This is a genomic window from Chloroflexota bacterium, assembly GCA_023475225.1.
GTDB lineage: Bacteria > Chloroflexota > UBA6077 > FW602-bin22 > JAMCVK01 > JAMCVK01.
In genome coordinates, this window is sequence record JAMCVK010000007.1 from 1 (window position 1) to 15,620 (window position 15,620).

Genomic DNA, 15,620 nt, shown 5'->3' on the forward strand with positions numbered 1-15,620 from the left:
GCCCTGGTAAGGTTCTGCGCGTTGCGTCGAATTAAACCACACGCTCCGCTGCTTGTGCGGGCCCCCGTCAATTCCTTTGAGTTTTAGCCTTGCGGCCGTACTCCCCAGGCGGGACACTTAATGCGTTAACTACGGCACGGAGGGGGTCGATACCCCCCACACCTAGTGTCCATCGTTTAGGGCGTGGACTACCTGGGTATCTAATCCAGTTCGCTCCCCACGCTTTCGCGCCTCAGCGTCAGGCACGGCCCAGAAGGCCGCCTTCGCCACCGGTCTTCCTCCCGATCTCTACGCATTTCACCACTACACCGGGAATTCCACCTTCCCCTGCCGCCCTCAAGCCCCCCAGTCTGGAATGACCCCTCCCAGTTGAGCCGGGAGATTTCACACCCCACTTAAGAGGCCGCCTACGCGCCCTTTACACCCAGTGAATCCGGATAACGCTCGCCCCCTACGTCTTACCGCGGCTGCTGGCACGTAGTTAGCCGGGGCTTATTCCGGCGGTACCGTCACTATCTTCCCACCGAAAAGGGGTTTACAATCCGAAGACCTTCTTCCCCCACGCGGCGTCGCTGCGTCAGGCTTTCGCCCATTGCGCAATATCCCTAACTGCTGCCTCCCGTAGGAGTCTGGGCCGTCTCTCAGTCCCAGTCTGGCTGATCATCCTCTCAGACCAGCTACCGATCATCGCCTTGGTAGGCCCTTACCCCACCAACTAGCTGATCGGACGCGAGCCCCTCCCCAAGCACCTTCCGGCTTTGATCCGCCCCAAAAGGGCCGACCATATGCGGTATTAGCAGCGATTTCTCACCGTTATCCCCCACCTGAGGATAGGTCACTCACGCGTTACTCAGCCGTCCGCCACTGCCCCAGGGGTCTCCCCCCAGAACCGTCCGACTTGCATGTTTAAGGCACGCCGCCAGCGTTCATCCTGAGCCAGGATCAAACTCTCCACCCAAAAGAACTTCTCTATCTCGGGCTTATGATCACCATCAGCCTGTTAAGGTGCAAGCAGGGCAGAATAAAAAGCCCCAAGCACTACCTCGGGACTCGTAAGCTCAAGCCTACAGTATCCACCCCCAACAATCCTATTCTACCATATCTGTAAGCAAACTGTCAAGAAAATTTGGGCTCTATATGCTAATTTGTGTGTTTTTCTATCTGTCCCAAAATAGGGCCCACCAACGGCGCCAGTTAGGAGGATAACCATCCTTTCCGCTCGCCTCGTTCGAAGATTGAGGGGCAGACGAGAGACCTTCCTGCTGCTTGATAGGCAATACTAACACCTCTCCTGGTTTCACCCAGTTCAGATCCTCTCTGGCTAGCCTCTCCAGCTCTTCATCCGTCTGCAAGGCAGATAGTCGCTTCTGAAGCGCTTCGTTCTCTGCCTTGAGCAGAGCGATTTCACGTCGCAATTGCTCAGCTTGTTGATTTAGCTTGTAGCCGCTCATCACAAGTCCACCAAAGGATAACAACAGGTAAACGACGATGGCCAGGACAGCAGCAAACAAGAACCTTCGTACAGGAAAGCGGAGACGATATCCTTTGGTTCTATCAGGGCTCATAAACGAGTCTCCCCAGATCGCAGCGGTCGAGATGGATAATAAACGGATGACCCCCAAAAGTCAACTCGAACACTTCTGCGAGTATGGCGCAGAGGCAACTCACAGTTAAACAGACGCTCGGCATCACCAACTGGCGAGCTAGCCAGCACGGCCGCTAAGCGCCAGCTGCAGCGCCTTAGGAGAAGCTATGTTCGCAATGATACGCGGTGATGATGCGCCTGCTCTTATTGATGCTGCCAGAGAACTAGCCCTTGTGCTATACTTGTCTAGCGAATGAGGTAAAAGACGTGGTACAGATACGGCTGACAGCGGCCGTCATAACGGTTAAATTGACGGCTCACCTTATCCGCAGGCTTAAAGTCGGCGGGGGAACGACCCTTCCAGGCTCAATAGCCCGTCGCCTCGATCCTCAATGCCTGGCGAAAATGGTCTCCAGACTACGCCATGGCTGCATCGTTGTCACTGGGACTAATGGCAAGACAACTACTGCCCGCATGACAGCCAATATCCTTCACCAGGCTGGCTATCGCCCCGTACATAACCGCGCTGGGGCGAATCTGATCAGCGGGGTGACCTCCGCCTTACTAGAGACGGCCGGCCTCACCGGCACACCACGGGCTGATATCGGCATCTTTGAGGTGGATGAGGCCACTCTTCCTACCGCTATAGAAGAAGTACAACCCAAGATTGTAGTGATCACCAACCTTTTCCGCGACCAGTTAGACCGCTATGGAGAGATAGACTACCTGGCAACCATCTGGAAAGAGTCCCTTGAGCAATTACCCTCAGATTCAGCGGTCATCTTGAATGCCGATGACCCTACACTTGCCTGGCTGGGACGCGAGCTCAAGGCCAAGGTGATTTACTACGGACTTGAGGATGAGCGGTGGGGACGATCCGTACTGGAGCATACGGCTGATTCAAAAATCTGTCTTCACTGCCGTACTGCTTTCGAGTATAAGCTCTCCTATTACAGTCATATGGGCAAATACCATTGCCCCAAGTGCGCCTGGACCCGCCCTCGGCCTCATATCCAGGCTGTACAGATAGAGATGTACGGAAGCGACAGAACTATTTGCCAGATTCGATACCCAGAAGGCGCACTCACCATAAACGTAAATGTGCCCGGCCTATATAATGTGTACAACGCCCTGGCTGCTTTCGGCTGTGGACTGGCCCTCTCTGTGCCCTCGACAGCCATCAAGGCGGGTATCGAATCATTCCACGCCGCTTTTGGCCGTATCGAGCGTCTTGTTGTTGACGGCCGAACGATCTTCCTGGCCCTGGTCAAAAATCCAGTCGGCTTCAACCAGGTCTTGCGCACCATCTTCGCCAATAATCTTACCAAGAAAACGCTCATCATCATCAATGATAATATCGCCGATGGTACCGATATATCCTGGCTCTGGGATGTGGACTTCGAGATGATGACAGATAAGGTCGCTCTGGCTATTATTTCCGGCACACGGGCTGAGGATATGGCTGTACGTTTGAAATACGCCTCTGTCGATCCATCTCGTTTCGTTTTAGAGCAGGATGTGGGGCGTGCCCTGCAAGAGGCACTCCAAAACCTGGAAGTAGGTGAAACGTTATACGTGCTGCCCACCTACACGGCTATGCTGGAGGTTAGAGAAGTCCTACAGCAGATGGGTTATGTAAAGCATTTCTGGCAGGACTAAATGCAACTGACAATCGGCCATCTCTATCCGGATATAATGAACATCTACGCTGATCGAGGCAACATCATTGCCCTTGTCCGCCGTGCCCAATGGCGTGGGCTAGCTATCGAGCTGCACAACCTATGCATCAGTGATACCCTAAACGGGCAGTCTTGGGACATCCTTTTCATCGGTGGCGGACAGGATAGAGAGCAGCTGATGATCTGCGATGACCTCCAGAAAATCAAGGGTCCATATATCCGTGAGGCCGTAGAAGCTGGAACCGTGCTCCTAAGCATCTGTGGGGGATACCAATTAATGGGCAAGTACTTTAGAACTAGTTCGGGATTGACCCTGCCCGGCATCGAACTCTTCGATGTCTGGACAGTTGCTGGCGACAAGCGGCGCATTGGAGACGTCATTGTTGAGTGCACCTTCAGCGGTGAGAAACGTACCCTTGTTGGCTTTGAAAACCACAGTGGTAAGACCTATCTCGGTTCGGGGGCTCGCCCGCTCGGCCGCATTTTGTTCGGATGGGGGAATAATGCCGAGGACAGGTCAGAAGGGACGATCTACAAGAACGCCTATGGCACGTATCTGCACGGCTCACTTCTCCCTAAGAACCCTTGGTTCACTGACCATCTCCTCCTTACGGCCCTCCGCCATCGTTATGGCGATGCAGTTGAGCTCCGCCCACTGGATGATAGCCTCGAATATCAGGCTCATAAGGCTGTAATTCAACGCATCCGCCAACGAGGGCGGCTCAATACTGGAGCGATCTAGCCTGTTTCCGGAGAACACTAAAACAGAAGGATTAGACAATGAGGGAGCCATCTTCGATCTCCCCAGCCCCTACCAAGAGAAGCGAGGACATCGGTCTACATATGGCCCGATCTACAAGGGACCTGGCTGGAGCAGCCTTCATTATGATGATGGCCTTCGTTTTAAGCCGTCTGACCGGTCTGGTCCGGGATATGGTGATCGGACACCAGTTTGGCACCAGTGGTGAGTACGCCGCCTACCTCGCCGCTATGCGCATTCCAGACTTCGTCTTCCAGGTTATAGCCGGAGGGGCCGTCAGTTCAGCCTTCATCCCTGTGTTCACCGCCTACCTCACCAGAAGAGATGCTGAGGCATGCTGGCGTATGGTGAGCTCCCTCTTCAACCTGGCCCTTTTGGTACTAACGCCCATTATCATCGTACTGATGATTGCAGCTCCTCAGATCATCGCCTTGATCGCCCCCGGTTTCGACGTCCACTTGCACGACCTGGCCACCGGTATGACCCGCATCCTGCTGGTAATGCCCATCCTCTTCTCCCTGGGAGGATTCGCCACCAGCATCCTTAACTCCTACCAGCGTTTCCTCCTGGCCGCTTTAGCACCCACCACTTATAATCTGGGGATCATCCTGGGGGCCAGCCTGCTCGCACAGCCCCTTGGTATATACGGACTGGCCACCGGAGCCGCCCTGGGGTCATGTCTTTACCTGCTCATCCAAATTCCCGGGTTGATTCAGGTTGGGCTTGTCTATCGCCCCATCCTGGACATCGACCACCCGGGCGTAAGAGAAGTGACCAGACTGATGCTCCCACGTATGCTCGGTCTGGCTGTGGGCCAGGTGAATTTCGTCGTTAATCTCATCCTGGCCTCAGGCATGGCCGAGCGCTATGCTGCCCTGAATTACGCCTGGTTGTTGACGATGCTTCCCTTGGGCATCTTCGCTATGGCTATCTCCACCGCCGTCTTTCCGACCCTGGCTGATCAGACAGCCAGGGAACAGATGGGGGAGATGAAGCGAACACTCTCCACATCCCTGCGATTGATACTTTATCTGACCCTGCCGGCCAGCATTGGCCTGATCGTGTTGCGAGTGCCAATTATCAGGCTATTATTCGAGCGAGGAGAATTCACTTCTGTCTCGACCGAAGCCACTGCTTTTGCTCTCCAGTTCTATGCTGTAGGCCTCTCCGCCCAGGCCGCTGTAGAGATCGTCACCCGCGCCTTCTACGTTCTCCATGACACACGCACCCCCGTGCTGATTGGCACGGGGGCCATGCTGATCAACGCCGTGTTGAGCATAATTCTGGTTCATTACCTAGCCCAGGGCGGGCTCGCCCTGGCTGCCTCCCTCGCTAGCATCGGAGAGGTGATCGTCCTGTTCACTATGGCCCAACGACGTCTCCAGGGAATAGATGAGCAGCGAATCTTCCATTCGCTGCTCAAGACTCTAACCTCCGCGCTGCTAATGGGCGGTGCTGTCTGGTCGCTAACTACCTATTTGTCCGCCTACCTGAATTCCTCCCTCTTACTCGACCAGGTCGTCCTTGTCGGTATGGTCATCACCTTTGGGGCAATCGTTCATTTCTCCGTTTCATGGCTTCTCGGCTCAGAAGAGCCCAGGCAACTCTACCACTTACTGTTCGTTCGCCTGACTGCAAAAGATAAGACGTAGGGCATGAGGCAGTCGTCCTCACAGGAGTGGGTACACTACAGGTAAGTCTCACCTCTTCTGAGGTGGGGCCGCAAAGAAAGGCTCAACAAACGACGGCCATCGTGATGGATCAACGAACTCCCAGTGCCCCCAAGCCCTTGGCCAGCCTGTACATCTCCATATCCACCTTCCGGTTCGCTCCGATGGCCTCGACCAGAGGAACCGTACTCACCTTGTTGCCCACCAGCCCGACCATAACATTAAACCTGCCCTCAGCTACCAAATCAACGGCGGCTGTACTTAAACGAACAGAGAGGATAGCATCGAACACAGTCGGGGGCCCCCCTCTTTGAATGTAGCCCAGAACGTTGACCCGTGGGCGGACCCCTATCTGCTGTTCGATGAGATCAGCCAAGTGGTAAGCCACCCCACCCAGCTTGGCGTGGCCAAAGGCATCCACCTGCTTCAACTCCAGGCCAGCCGGCAAGCCCCCTATCGTGACACCTTCAGAGACGATGATGAGGCCGTGTTTCCGGCCTTGCTGCTCTTTCCGTTTGATCATAGCACAAAGCGCCTCAAGATCCGCTGGTTCCTCCGGAACCAATACCGCATCGGCGGCCGTAGCCAGAGCCGTGGCTACAGCAATCCAGCCGGCTTCCCGACCCATGACCTCCACAAGCATCCACGCTTCGTGGGCGATATTCGAAGAGACCATCCTTTGAATGGCATCCACGTCATTATTCACCGCCGTGTCAAAGCCGATCGAATAATCGGTACCATTGATGTCATTATCAACCGTTTGGGGTAGACCGACTGCACGCAAACCGTATTCGGCCAACCTATGGGCAACTGTCAGTGTATCGTCTCCCCCAAAAATGATAAGCGCATCAAGGCCAGCCACTCTGACATTATCCATCACCTTTTGAGGACCACCCTCGATGCGAAATGGATTCGTACGTGATGTTCCGAGGATCGTCCCTCCGGTATTGACGCTTCCTTCTACAGCATCCAACGTAAGAGGCACGATCTCTGGGGTGATCAATCCCCTCCAACCGTGACCAATGCCCACCACCGACCAACCGTGATCCTCGCACCGCCTAAGTATGGCCCGGATGCCGGCATTGATGGCGGAGGAATCGCCACCACCACAGAGTACTCCAATGCGTTTCACAAAATCTCTCCTCCCTCTAAATAGACTCTAAGTTGCTGACGCCAGCGTCTGAGTTCGCCATATTATTGCCGGCGCAGGCTTCCTTACAGTGGAATAGACTGTTATCCTCGCCATATTCTAGGGTCAGGCCAGTTCTACGGTCAAGGGTTTTCAGAAAAATCTAATCCTCTTGAGAGGGCATTTCCGCCTCATCAATGAGCATCACTGGTATTCCCTCTCGGATAGGATAGCGGCGCCCACATCCCTGGCACACCAGGCGCTCACCCTCTAAGACAACGCGTGTTTTGCAGGCTGGACAGACCAGTATATCCAGCAGCTCCTGACTGATCATCTTTCTCCTCCTCGTAGTATTATGATGTTCACCAACCCCTTGAAGGATTCGCAGTTCGTCAAGGCAAGCGGTACCCTTGTGGCTCTTGACCGAGGGACTTCCCCAAGCACTCCTCGTTCCCAGCACTGAGCCTTGACGCTGGTACGGAAATCAGCTATACTAACAATAGCGGGGTGTAGCGCAGTCGGCTAGCGCGCAGCGTTCGGGACGCTGAGGTCGGCAGTTCAAGTCTGCCCACCCCGACCAGTGTTCCAACACCTGCCTGGAGATGGACACCCAGTTATGGCCACGTCCTATAGCTATGATCTCTCCCTTCCGTTTATGCCAACCGTTTCGCAACTTCCCAGAGCTCGTCCTGCTCTTCGAGATTGAGATTGCCCAAGTCAAGTCCCCGCTCACGACACAACTTTTCCATATACTGGAAACGTTTGTAAAAACGGCGGTTAGCCTGCCGCAGAGATTCCTCAGCATCGATATCCATCCACCTGGCAACATTAACCAGAGCAAAGAGCAGATCGCCGAATTCGTCCGAGCGCTCCTCTGCCTCCTTGACCTTCCCCAGCTCCCAGAGTTCTTCAGCCACCTTTTCCAAGACGCCCTCTATTTCCCTCCAGTCGAACCCCACCCGAGCAGCCCGTCGTTGAATGATCTGGGCATAAGCGAGCGCCGGCATATGCTTGGGCACACTGGAGAGCGCCGAAAGGGCCACCCCCCTCTCCCCTCGCTTGATCTGCTCCCAGTTGTGTACAACCTCCACCGCGCTCGATACCACCCTGTTAGCAAAGACGTGCGGATGACGCCGAATCAGCTTCGCCGTTATCTCAGACACGACGTCCTTAAAGCCGAAATCGTCCGTCTCTTCAGCCAGGAGCGCATGTAATAGCACTTGAAGTAACAGGTCCCCAAGCTCCTCACACAGCTTCGCCTTATCGCCCGTATCCAGGGCGTCCAAAACCTCGTAGGCCTCCTCGATCAGATACGGCTTCAGCGATTCATGGGTTTGTTGTCGATCCCACGGACACCCCCCAGGACCGCGTAACCTGGCCACCACATAACGGAAGGTGTCGAAAGAGGCAAGATCTTCTTCGATAGGCAGAGGCGGCAGATACAGACAGGTGAGATGATCGATGCCCTCCTGTTGATCCAAAGCATAAAGGGGTATCGTCTTCTTTTCTTCCTGGCCCTCCATCCCAGCCCAACGGACCAGCTGGACCTCGTGACCGTCCGGATATAGGTCTAGTAGAACGATCTTGATCAATCCAGCAAGTCGCTTGTCGTAGAGCTGACCGATCAGTGCTGGCCGTGTGGGGTCGAACGGTCTTTTCGTCCTGCTCACGAGGGACTCAGAGGCGATGTCCATTTCCCTACCTACTTCCCCGGATCGATCAGAGGGAGCATAGGCCGCAAGACTCATCGCCTCGACGATCTGGAGTCCCTCCAACAGAGGGTCGAGCCCCAAAAGAGTGAAGACGGGCTCCAGGAAGCTCATTCCGGAGATGACCTTCGTCTCAATTCCACGTTGCTTAGCTGCCTTTAGGAGACAGCGAACCGACTCCTCACCGACCAGAGGATGGCCGGGAACAGCGTAGACAATCTCTCCCAAGCGATCGGCCAGCTCAAGAAGACGAGAAGCAATTCCTTCATAGACGTCCTCAAATGACTCGCTCTCCTCATAGAGGGAATCAAAGGAATGGATGCACCACTCGGCTGGAAACTGCGCCACAACCGGGTGGCGTCGTGTGCGCAGATAAATCTCTTTCGCCTCACTAAGCGCCTGCTGCGCTTCAAGGGTCAATTGTTCCCATCCGCCTGGTCCCAAACCAATTACAGTCACTCGCGCCATAAAGATGCACCACATACCTATGTTGAACTTTCAGCGACATTATACCGAGAAGGACAGTGGCGAGCAAACCAAGGGGTGAGTCTGCTATCTCGAATCCTGTCTCTTTAGAACCAGATATAGCAGGCCAGCGAAAGCGGTCAGGTAACCAGCTACAAGGGCTATATAGGTGAGCCCACTGCCGAAAAGAAGTGGCTTGTTCTTGGGCAATGCCTCCAGATAGAGCCTATAGGACTCGAGCAGGTCAGCCTTATAATAGGCGACAAAAGTCAGATCACTCTCTATAGCCTGACCATTGATGTACATTGCCCCACCCACGTATCGATTTTGTGAGGAATACCAAAGGGCCAGACCATCCGCTGCTGTCGCCTCTGGCGCTTCGATGAAGAAAAAGAAGGACTTCTGGGCAGAGGCAGCGATGGGGGGGAAGACGAAGGTGTGAAATTTGTTATCCTGCATCTCGGCAGTCTTCACCCTGATAGTCGCCAGGTCGCTGTTGGCCCAGGGGCTGCTCCGCAGATGGAAGACGACCTCAGCTGAAACACTCGCTCCTTTATAATTCCCTATCAACAGATCAAGGCGATAGAGGCCATCGTGGAGCGCAGTGAAGCTCTGTCCAACCTTCATTGATCCGCTGATCGGCCCAACAGCCCTATCATGGGCACGCTGTCCAGCAGAAAAGGTAGCCGATTGGGGCCACTTTATTAAGCCAACGACGAGTAGAATAACGATTACAATGACGAAAATCAGGAAGACCCTTTTCACCACTCAATTCCAATCACGTTCTGTATTCTTATATAGCCTTGAGACTCACTTCAGAATGACGTTAGCCACGTCCATAAAAGGCCGGCAGAATGTAATAAACGAGCGAAATCGAATCCAACAGGAAGAAGACACAAATCAGGGTGACTAATAGCCCTCTGTGCCAATGGCAGGGAAGCAGCTCGCGCCAACCAAGCAAAAACAAAGTTGCGATGGGAATGACAGCTACAAAAAGATAGCGGCCATGTGGCAAATAAGAAAGTAAACTGGCCGGCGGTGCTCGAAACACAGCCATCACAATCGCCGAGAGAAAACAAATCCCCAAAAGCATTAAACTGCACTGCAGCCACGCCGGCCAACTCGACCGCCGGGACAGAATTCGACCATAGAGAAGCACCAGACCAAGCAGCGCTATCAGGGAGAGCAAGGCCAGGCCCTGATACCACACCTGATCCAGCCATACCGAGCGCCAACCAAAACTGGCCCAGAAGGTCTCGAACAACACTCCTAGAGCCGCCCCGTACTGGGGCCCGTATTGGGCGTGATCGTCCCAGGTGAAAGCCGCTGGATTATACTCCAGCAGATCGACGAGGTTTTGCAGCCAAGGTTGCATCTCTCTGATAGGCTGCTCCCCGGAGCCATTACGTATTACACTCGATCCGTCAGCTGTGACTGCCCCCCCTTGTCCTAACGCCGAAACATCCCTGAGCACTACATCATCAATCCAAACCCCTCCCACAACGCCGCCTAAAAGAAAGGTGAAAAGGGACTCGCTATCTGTGGCCACCCCTTTGAACCTCAAAGTATACTTCTGCCATCCTGTCTCTAAAGCCAGCATCGTATTTAGGCCCAAACGTTCATAAGGGGAACGATTCCGTACCAGTTGAACAACAATGTTCCTGTCCGGCTCAGCCTTGCCCCAGAAAGTGAGGACATAGTCAGCACCCTGCTTTATCATGATGTGCTTCTGCCTGAGCTGCAACAGGGGCAAATCCGAGCTCTTTTCCACCTTCACCTCGATCGAATGTTTTCCTGCCACGGCCTCGTCACTTCTCTGAAGGGTTGCTTTGCCATCAGGAGGCATCCATATGACCCATTCCGCCGGTCTTCCCACCACAATAAAACCTTGGGTGAGGATTATAGCCGCGATGAGGATGCTACCCCCAAGCAAGATTGAAACTCTCACTGACACAGTGAGTCTCTTCAGATGGCGACCAGTGGGTACTAGAACATACAAAACGATTGCGGAGAGGATTAAGGAGACAAGAACGAAGCTTGTCCTCTTGGTAAGGGCAGCCAGGGTCGCTAAGAGAGCGACCAGACCCAATTTGGTCAAGGTGAAACCATCCCTAAAAATCCTCAACACCACCAACAACACTAGCGACACCAACAGCTCGATGAGGACATCATTATTGATGGCCGCATCCATAAACCCCCGTGTGGGCAAAAGAGCGACGAAGGCCGGAATACCGATACATAGCAGAGGATCCGAGGCGAAGAGCATCTGAGCAATGAAAAAGGCGACCACCACCACCAGGGTGCCCAGGACAACCGAGAATAAACGCACAACGTACGCTTGGGAGGAGACATCATGGAGGGGTAAGCCCTTAAGCAAGAGGGCATTCAATAGATAATACAATGGCGGATGCTCCAGCTCGCTGGGCCCTGGGATGTCCGGAACCACACCCGAATGAAGACCCGTTTCGAGGAGCGGTCTTTCCAGCTCTTCAAAACGGTTTTCGCGCAAGGAGGTGAGGATGTCCTGGCTTACAGCGGGAGACAAATCCCCTTTATGGACAAGGCGACCCTTGTCCAAAAGCAGCGCTATGTACTCAAAGTGCCGCGGCTCATCCGGGGCTTGCCAGAGAGGTACTACCGAGGCGTAGATCATCCCCCTGAATAGGCTCAAAGCTACAAGCAGGGCTAATACAGCCATATTACTATTGATCCGCTTTATCGCTAGAAGATGCATCTCAGCCGTGCTCTCTAGCGATCAATCTCTAGGTAGACTGGGCTCCGACCAATTGTAACCCGTATGTTGCCATCCTCCTGAGCGTAAAGCTGCGTTACGTCACCCAATTTGCTGATCTCCTTTAACTGTTTGGCCGGAACCACCATAGTCGCTTCTTGCGGCTCACCAGGCTTGTTCTTCATCCAGACGACACGGATTTCCCTTTTCCCATTCAGGGTCGTAAACAGATACCCTTCGATGGAGGTGGATCCAGTCTCACTCTCCGTAAGAGGGCGTTCGTAGGTGGCACTGCCCAATTCGTTGGTCAAGGTTTTGTAGGCGATGTAAGCCGGCTTTGGCGTAAGATCAGCCTTTACCAGCCCACTGTAGTAAAAAGAGGGATCAACCAAAGAATACCAGATGATGGCTTGCAATCCTAAGGCCATGCCCTGCACGTAACCCCGCACCACGAAGTTAGCCTGCTCAGCAAACCTGTCCTGATCATCCCAGGTTCGCCTGCCAATTTCAGTAGCCATCATCGGCTTGTGAAGCCCGCGGCTCTCCATTCTACGCTGCAGGTCCTCTGCCTTACCAGCCAGGCCCTTATAGCCCCAACGGCCATCATCGTTGTGCTCATCATAATAATGGAAACAAAGGATATCGAAATACTGTCCGCCGCCAGCATCGAGCACTTTATCCAAAAAAGACCAAGATGAGTTATCGTGCAGCAAACCACCTATCAGGACCTTGGCCTCCGGGTCAACAGACTTGATCGTCCCATAAGCTAGGCGAAGCATCTCCGTGTATTTGTCAGGTATCAAACCCCAGCCCCCGATAACACCTCCTGGAAATGCCTCGGAAATATCCGGCTCATTATAGAGCTGCCAGTACTTGACCCTGTAAGGAGCATCCTTATAACGCTGCACCAGAGCGCTCAAGAAGTCCTTAAATCCATCATAGTCATCGATCGGTCCAGCCAGGGTTGGCCCAGCCCAATGAGGTGTATTCCTGATCACAACTACGGGGGTGAAACCATAGGCCGTTACCCTGCCCAGCACATCATCGGTTTCGGCCCAATCGTAGTGACCGCGCTCTGGTTCCACATCCGCCCAAAGCAGATGTATCCTTGTCCATTTCGCCTGAGCCTCGCTGGCCAGCTGCACAGCAGCGGCATTGGTGAAGTCTTCAATCTCTATGCCAAACGGTGCTGCGGAGGTCGTCCCATAAAGGTTGTATATTAGAGGAATATAGGTATAGTATGTTAAGGAGGGCGTAGGGGTGCCTGCCATACCCAGCAGAGTCAGCTGCTTATCTTGAACGACCGAATATGCTGTCCCTGCCAACCAATTACCGGCCAGCAGCGCTACACACAAGGCCATAATTATCGCTTTCAGTGAAGGCCGGCCGAACACTCCTTCGTTGCCTCCCTGGTTGACCGTCACTTAGAAGGCCCCTTTGCCCTTAAGGACGACCCAGGCTGTTTTCCAAAGGATCAGTAGATCCAAGAAGAGGGAATAGTTTTGGATGTAATAAAGGTCATATTCGGTGTTCAGATGCATGGGCTTATCGCTTCGCCCATTCACCTGCCACCACCCCGTGATTCCAGGCAATACAGATAACCTTTTACGTTGCCAGGCCTCGTACTGGGCCACAATAAAGGGTTGTTCTGGTCGTGGACCAACCAGACTCATCTCTCCCTTTAGAACGTTAAACAGCTGGGGCAATTCATCCAGACTGGTACGACGCAGGAATCGCCCGAGGCGCGTCACCCGCGGATCATCCCTCACCTTGAATACCGGCTGTTCGTCGTCGGTCGCCTGCACTATTTCGTGCAACTTCTGCTCAGCGCCGCGAATCATCGTCCTAAATTTATACATGTGGAAGAGGCGTCCGTTCAGTCCGACACGCTCCTGAGTGAAGATGACCGGCCACCCGCTATCCAGAAGAATGGCGATGGAAGCTAACAGCATGAGTGGTGAGAGAAACAGCAGCCCTATTCCAGCCACCACAACATCGAAGAGCCGCTTAAAGACCATATTAAAGCCATCAATGCCAGGTATTTGCACGCCGATAAGGGGGATACCAAAGAAATCATCTAACGTAGCCCTTTTCGTCACTAACGCAAAAAGATCCGGCACCACGCGCACGGTCACTGGATACGATTCCAGCTCGAACGCGAGCTGAACGATCTTCTGATGGGCTGCCGCCGGCAAGGCAAAGATCACCTCATCGATCGCCAGCTCATTGATGACCTTGGTGATGTCATCCAGGCCACCGTAAACTGGGGAACCCCCTACTGCTTTTCCCTTCTCTGCCTCATCATCAACGAAACCGGTCACCTCCAGTCCCAGAGAGCGGCACTCGTTGAGCCGATGCAGCACCTCTTGCCCCTGATGGCCGGCGCCAGCGATCAGTACCCGGCGCCTGTTGTTCGGATACCTATTGAGCAGATAGAGGATCAATCGCACTACCAGACGATAGCTGAGCAACAAGAACATATCGAAAATGAAGAAATAGACGAACAACAGGCGTGGTACATCACGGAAGGACAGATAGAGATAACCAGCGAAGACTAGCACGGCCGTCCCCACAGCAGCGATAACTGTCTGGAGCTCGTTGATCGGATCGGCCACGCGCCGAAAGTCGTAGGCAGAGAAGGCCATAAAGATGAAAATCCAGATCAGTCCCACTACTATATAAATGTAAGGATTAAGCAAGATTACAGTGGGATGAATCTCCAGTCCCAGATCGATCTTTCTTCGGGCATACTCCGCTACAAAGAGCGATAATTCAGTTAAGAGCAGATCGGCCAAGAAGACAAACGTCACGAAACGGATACCATATTTGCTTAACACCTGGTCTCCTCTCGCATGTTTCCTTCTTTAGAAACGGTTATGGCCTCGAATACAGCTAGCGCCTCACCAGATGTTGGGCTGTATACCAGTTAATCGTTCTGCGTAGCCCCTCACGGAGGGAGTAATGCGGTTGGTAACCGAGTAGCTCCTTGGCCCGGGCGATACTTGCCGCTCGACGGGGTTGCCCATTCGGCCTGGAGGTATCGTAAATCACCCTCCCCTTGAAGCCGCTGTACTCGACGACTAGCTCCACCAGCTCTCTGATCGTCGTTTCCTCTTCCGTCCCGATGTTGACCGGGCGAGGGTCATTCAACTTCTCCGCGGCCAGGGCGACACCTTCGGCGATATCCTCCACGTAGACAAAGCTGCGTGAGGGTGAGCCATCCCCCCAGACGACCAGTTCTTCCTCCTCGAAGCACTTACGGATCAAAGCGGGAATGACGTGTGAGCTTCTAGGATCGAAGTTGTCGCCTGGACCATAGGCGTTGAAGGGAATCACCACCACAGCATTCATCCCATACTGGCGGTGGTAAGCCTCGGACTGAACGATGAGCATCCGCTTAGCCTGACCATAAGGGGCGTTGGTCTCCTCCGGATAGCCGTTCCAGACATCCTCCTCTCGGAAGGGGACAGGGGTATATTTAGGGTAGGAGCAGGCGGTGCCCACCGAGACGAATTTCTCCACCCCAGCCTGACGGGCTGCCTCCAGGAGCTGAACCCCCATCAGTAGGTTATCATAGAACAGGGTAGCTGGATTCTCCTGATTGAATCCTATCCCCCCGACGACGGCCGCCAGGTGGATAACGATGTTCTGTCCCTCCACAGCTGCCCGGCAATTCCCCATCAGCCTCAGGTCACAGGTCTGACGCCGGGGGATAGTTATGTTCTCTTCAGGAACGCCTCTATTCAGGAGAACCTTGACGACATGAGAGCCAATGAAGCCAGCCCCTCCGGTCACCAGTACCCTCTTACCCACCCAAAAGGACATCTTTAAGAAACCCCCTATTTGAAATGGATAACCTGCCCAGGGATGATGGCCTACGAGGATGGTAGGC

General features: G+C 53.9%; 12 protein-coding genes, 1 tRNA gene and 1 rRNA gene. 4 read left to right on the plus strand and 10 right to left on the minus strand.

The features are described 5' to 3' along the window. Window positions 1-958, minus strand: a 16S ribosomal RNA gene (locus M1136_01145); the annotation flags it as partial. A gap of 199 nt (window positions 959-1,157) precedes the next feature. After that, on the minus strand, window positions 1,158-1,565 hold the full coding sequence (locus M1136_01150) for a septum formation initiator family protein (protein ID MCL5074247.1): 408 nt from the start codon (window positions 1,563-1,565) through the stop codon (window positions 1,158-1,160). 287 nt (window positions 1,566-1,852) lie between these two features. Between M1136_01150 and M1136_01155 the strand changes: the two genes are divergently transcribed. From M1136_01155 to murJ, 3 genes are read left to right on the plus strand one after another with little or no spacing between them, the layout of a single operon-like run. Then, complete coding sequence (locus M1136_01155) at window positions 1,853-3,244, plus strand: Mur ligase family protein (protein MCL5074248.1); 1,392 nt, start codon at window positions 1,853-1,855, stop codon at window positions 3,242-3,244. Then, window positions 3,245-4,006: a glutamine amidotransferase gene (locus M1136_01160; GenBank protein MCL5074249.1), complete on the plus strand. Its 762-nt coding sequence runs from the start codon at window positions 3,245-3,247 to the stop codon at window positions 4,004-4,006. A gap of 38 nt (window positions 4,007-4,044) precedes the next feature. Continuing rightward, window positions 4,045-5,676, plus strand: a complete 1,632-nt coding sequence (gene murJ, locus M1136_01165) for a murein biosynthesis integral membrane protein MurJ (GenBank protein MCL5074250.1) — start codon at window positions 4,045-4,047, stop codon at window positions 5,674-5,676. Window positions 5,677-5,785: 109 nt separating this feature from the next. Here the strand turns inward: murJ and M1136_01170 are convergent, their stop codons facing one another. Continuing rightward, window positions 5,786-6,826, minus strand: a complete 1,041-nt coding sequence (locus M1136_01170; protein MCL5074251.1) for an ATP-dependent 6-phosphofructokinase — start codon at window positions 6,824-6,826, stop codon at window positions 5,786-5,788. Window positions 6,827-6,986: 160 nt separating this feature from the next. Beyond that, entirely contained in the window at window positions 6,987-7,157 is a 171-nt protein-coding gene (locus tag M1136_01175) for a Trm112 family protein (GenBank protein ID MCL5074252.1), read from the minus strand. Window positions 7,158-7,326: 169 nt separating this feature from the next. On the opposite strand from M1136_01175, the gene M1136_01180 reads away from it, so the two are divergent. Next, a tRNA-Pro gene (locus tag M1136_01180) sits at window positions 7,327-7,403 on the plus strand. 73 nt (window positions 7,404-7,476) lie between these two features. Here the strand turns inward: M1136_01180 and mazG are convergent. The 6 genes from mazG to M1136_01210 form a co-directional block, all read right to left on the minus strand. After that, window positions 7,477-9,000 (minus strand): nucleoside triphosphate pyrophosphohydrolase, encoded by a 1,524-nt coding sequence (mazG, locus tag M1136_01185; GenBank protein MCL5074253.1) that lies wholly within the window; start codon window positions 8,998-9,000, stop codon window positions 7,477-7,479. 84 nt (window positions 9,001-9,084) lie between these two features. After that, window positions 9,085-9,762 carry a hypothetical protein gene (locus tag M1136_01190; protein MCL5074254.1) on the minus strand — a complete coding sequence of 226 codons (678 nt, stop codon included), beginning with the start codon at window positions 9,760-9,762 and terminating at the stop codon, window positions 9,085-9,087. Window positions 9,763-9,823: 61 nt separating this feature from the next. After that, on the minus strand, window positions 9,824-11,731 hold the full coding sequence (locus M1136_01195) for a DUF2142 domain-containing protein (protein MCL5074255.1): 1,908 nt from the start codon (window positions 11,729-11,731) through the stop codon (window positions 9,824-9,826). 14 nt (window positions 11,732-11,745) lie between these two features. Then, the gene (locus M1136_01200) at window positions 11,746-13,152 is read right to left on the minus strand and encodes a glycoside hydrolase family 44 protein (protein ID MCL5074256.1); all 1,407 of its coding nucleotides are present in this window, start codon (window positions 13,150-13,152) and stop codon (window positions 11,746-11,748) included. Continuing rightward, on the minus strand, window positions 13,153-14,565 hold the full coding sequence (locus M1136_01205; GenBank protein ID MCL5074257.1) for a sugar transferase: 1,413 nt from the start codon (window positions 14,563-14,565) through the stop codon (window positions 13,153-13,155). Between the two features lie 55 nt (window positions 14,566-14,620). Continuing rightward, entirely contained in the window at window positions 14,621-15,553 is a 933-nt protein-coding gene (locus M1136_01210) for a GDP-L-fucose synthase (GenBank protein ID MCL5074258.1), read from the minus strand. Window positions 15,554-15,620: the final 67 nt, after the last annotated feature.

What these genes read in the sequence shown, in the direction of transcription:
- M1136_01150 (MCL5074247.1), bottom strand. Translation starts at nt 1,565, where the DNA reads ATGAGCCCTGATAGAACCAAAGGATATCGTCTCCGCTTTCCTGTACGA.
- M1136_01160 (MCL5074249.1), top strand. Translation starts at nt 3,245, where the DNA reads ATGCAACTGACAATCGGCCATCTCTATCCGGATATAATGAACATCTAC.
- murJ (MCL5074250.1), top strand. Translation starts at nt 4,045, where the DNA reads ATGAGGGAGCCATCTTCGATCTCCCCAGCCCCTACCAAGAGAAGCGAG.
- M1136_01175 (MCL5074252.1), bottom strand. Translation starts at nt 7,157, where the DNA reads ATGATCAGTCAGGAGCTGCTGGATATACTGGTCTGTCCAGCCTGCAAA.
- mazG (MCL5074253.1), bottom strand. Translation starts at nt 9,000, where the DNA reads ATGGCGCGAGTGACTGTAATTGGTTTGGGACCAGGCGGATGGGAACAA.
- M1136_01195 (MCL5074255.1), bottom strand. Translation starts at nt 11,731, where the DNA reads ATGCATCTTCTAGCGATAAAGCGGATCAATAGTAATATGGCTGTATTA.
- M1136_01210 (MCL5074258.1), bottom strand. Translation starts at nt 15,553, where the DNA reads ATGTCCTTTTGGGTGGGTAAGAGGGTACTGGTGACCGGAGGGGCTGGC.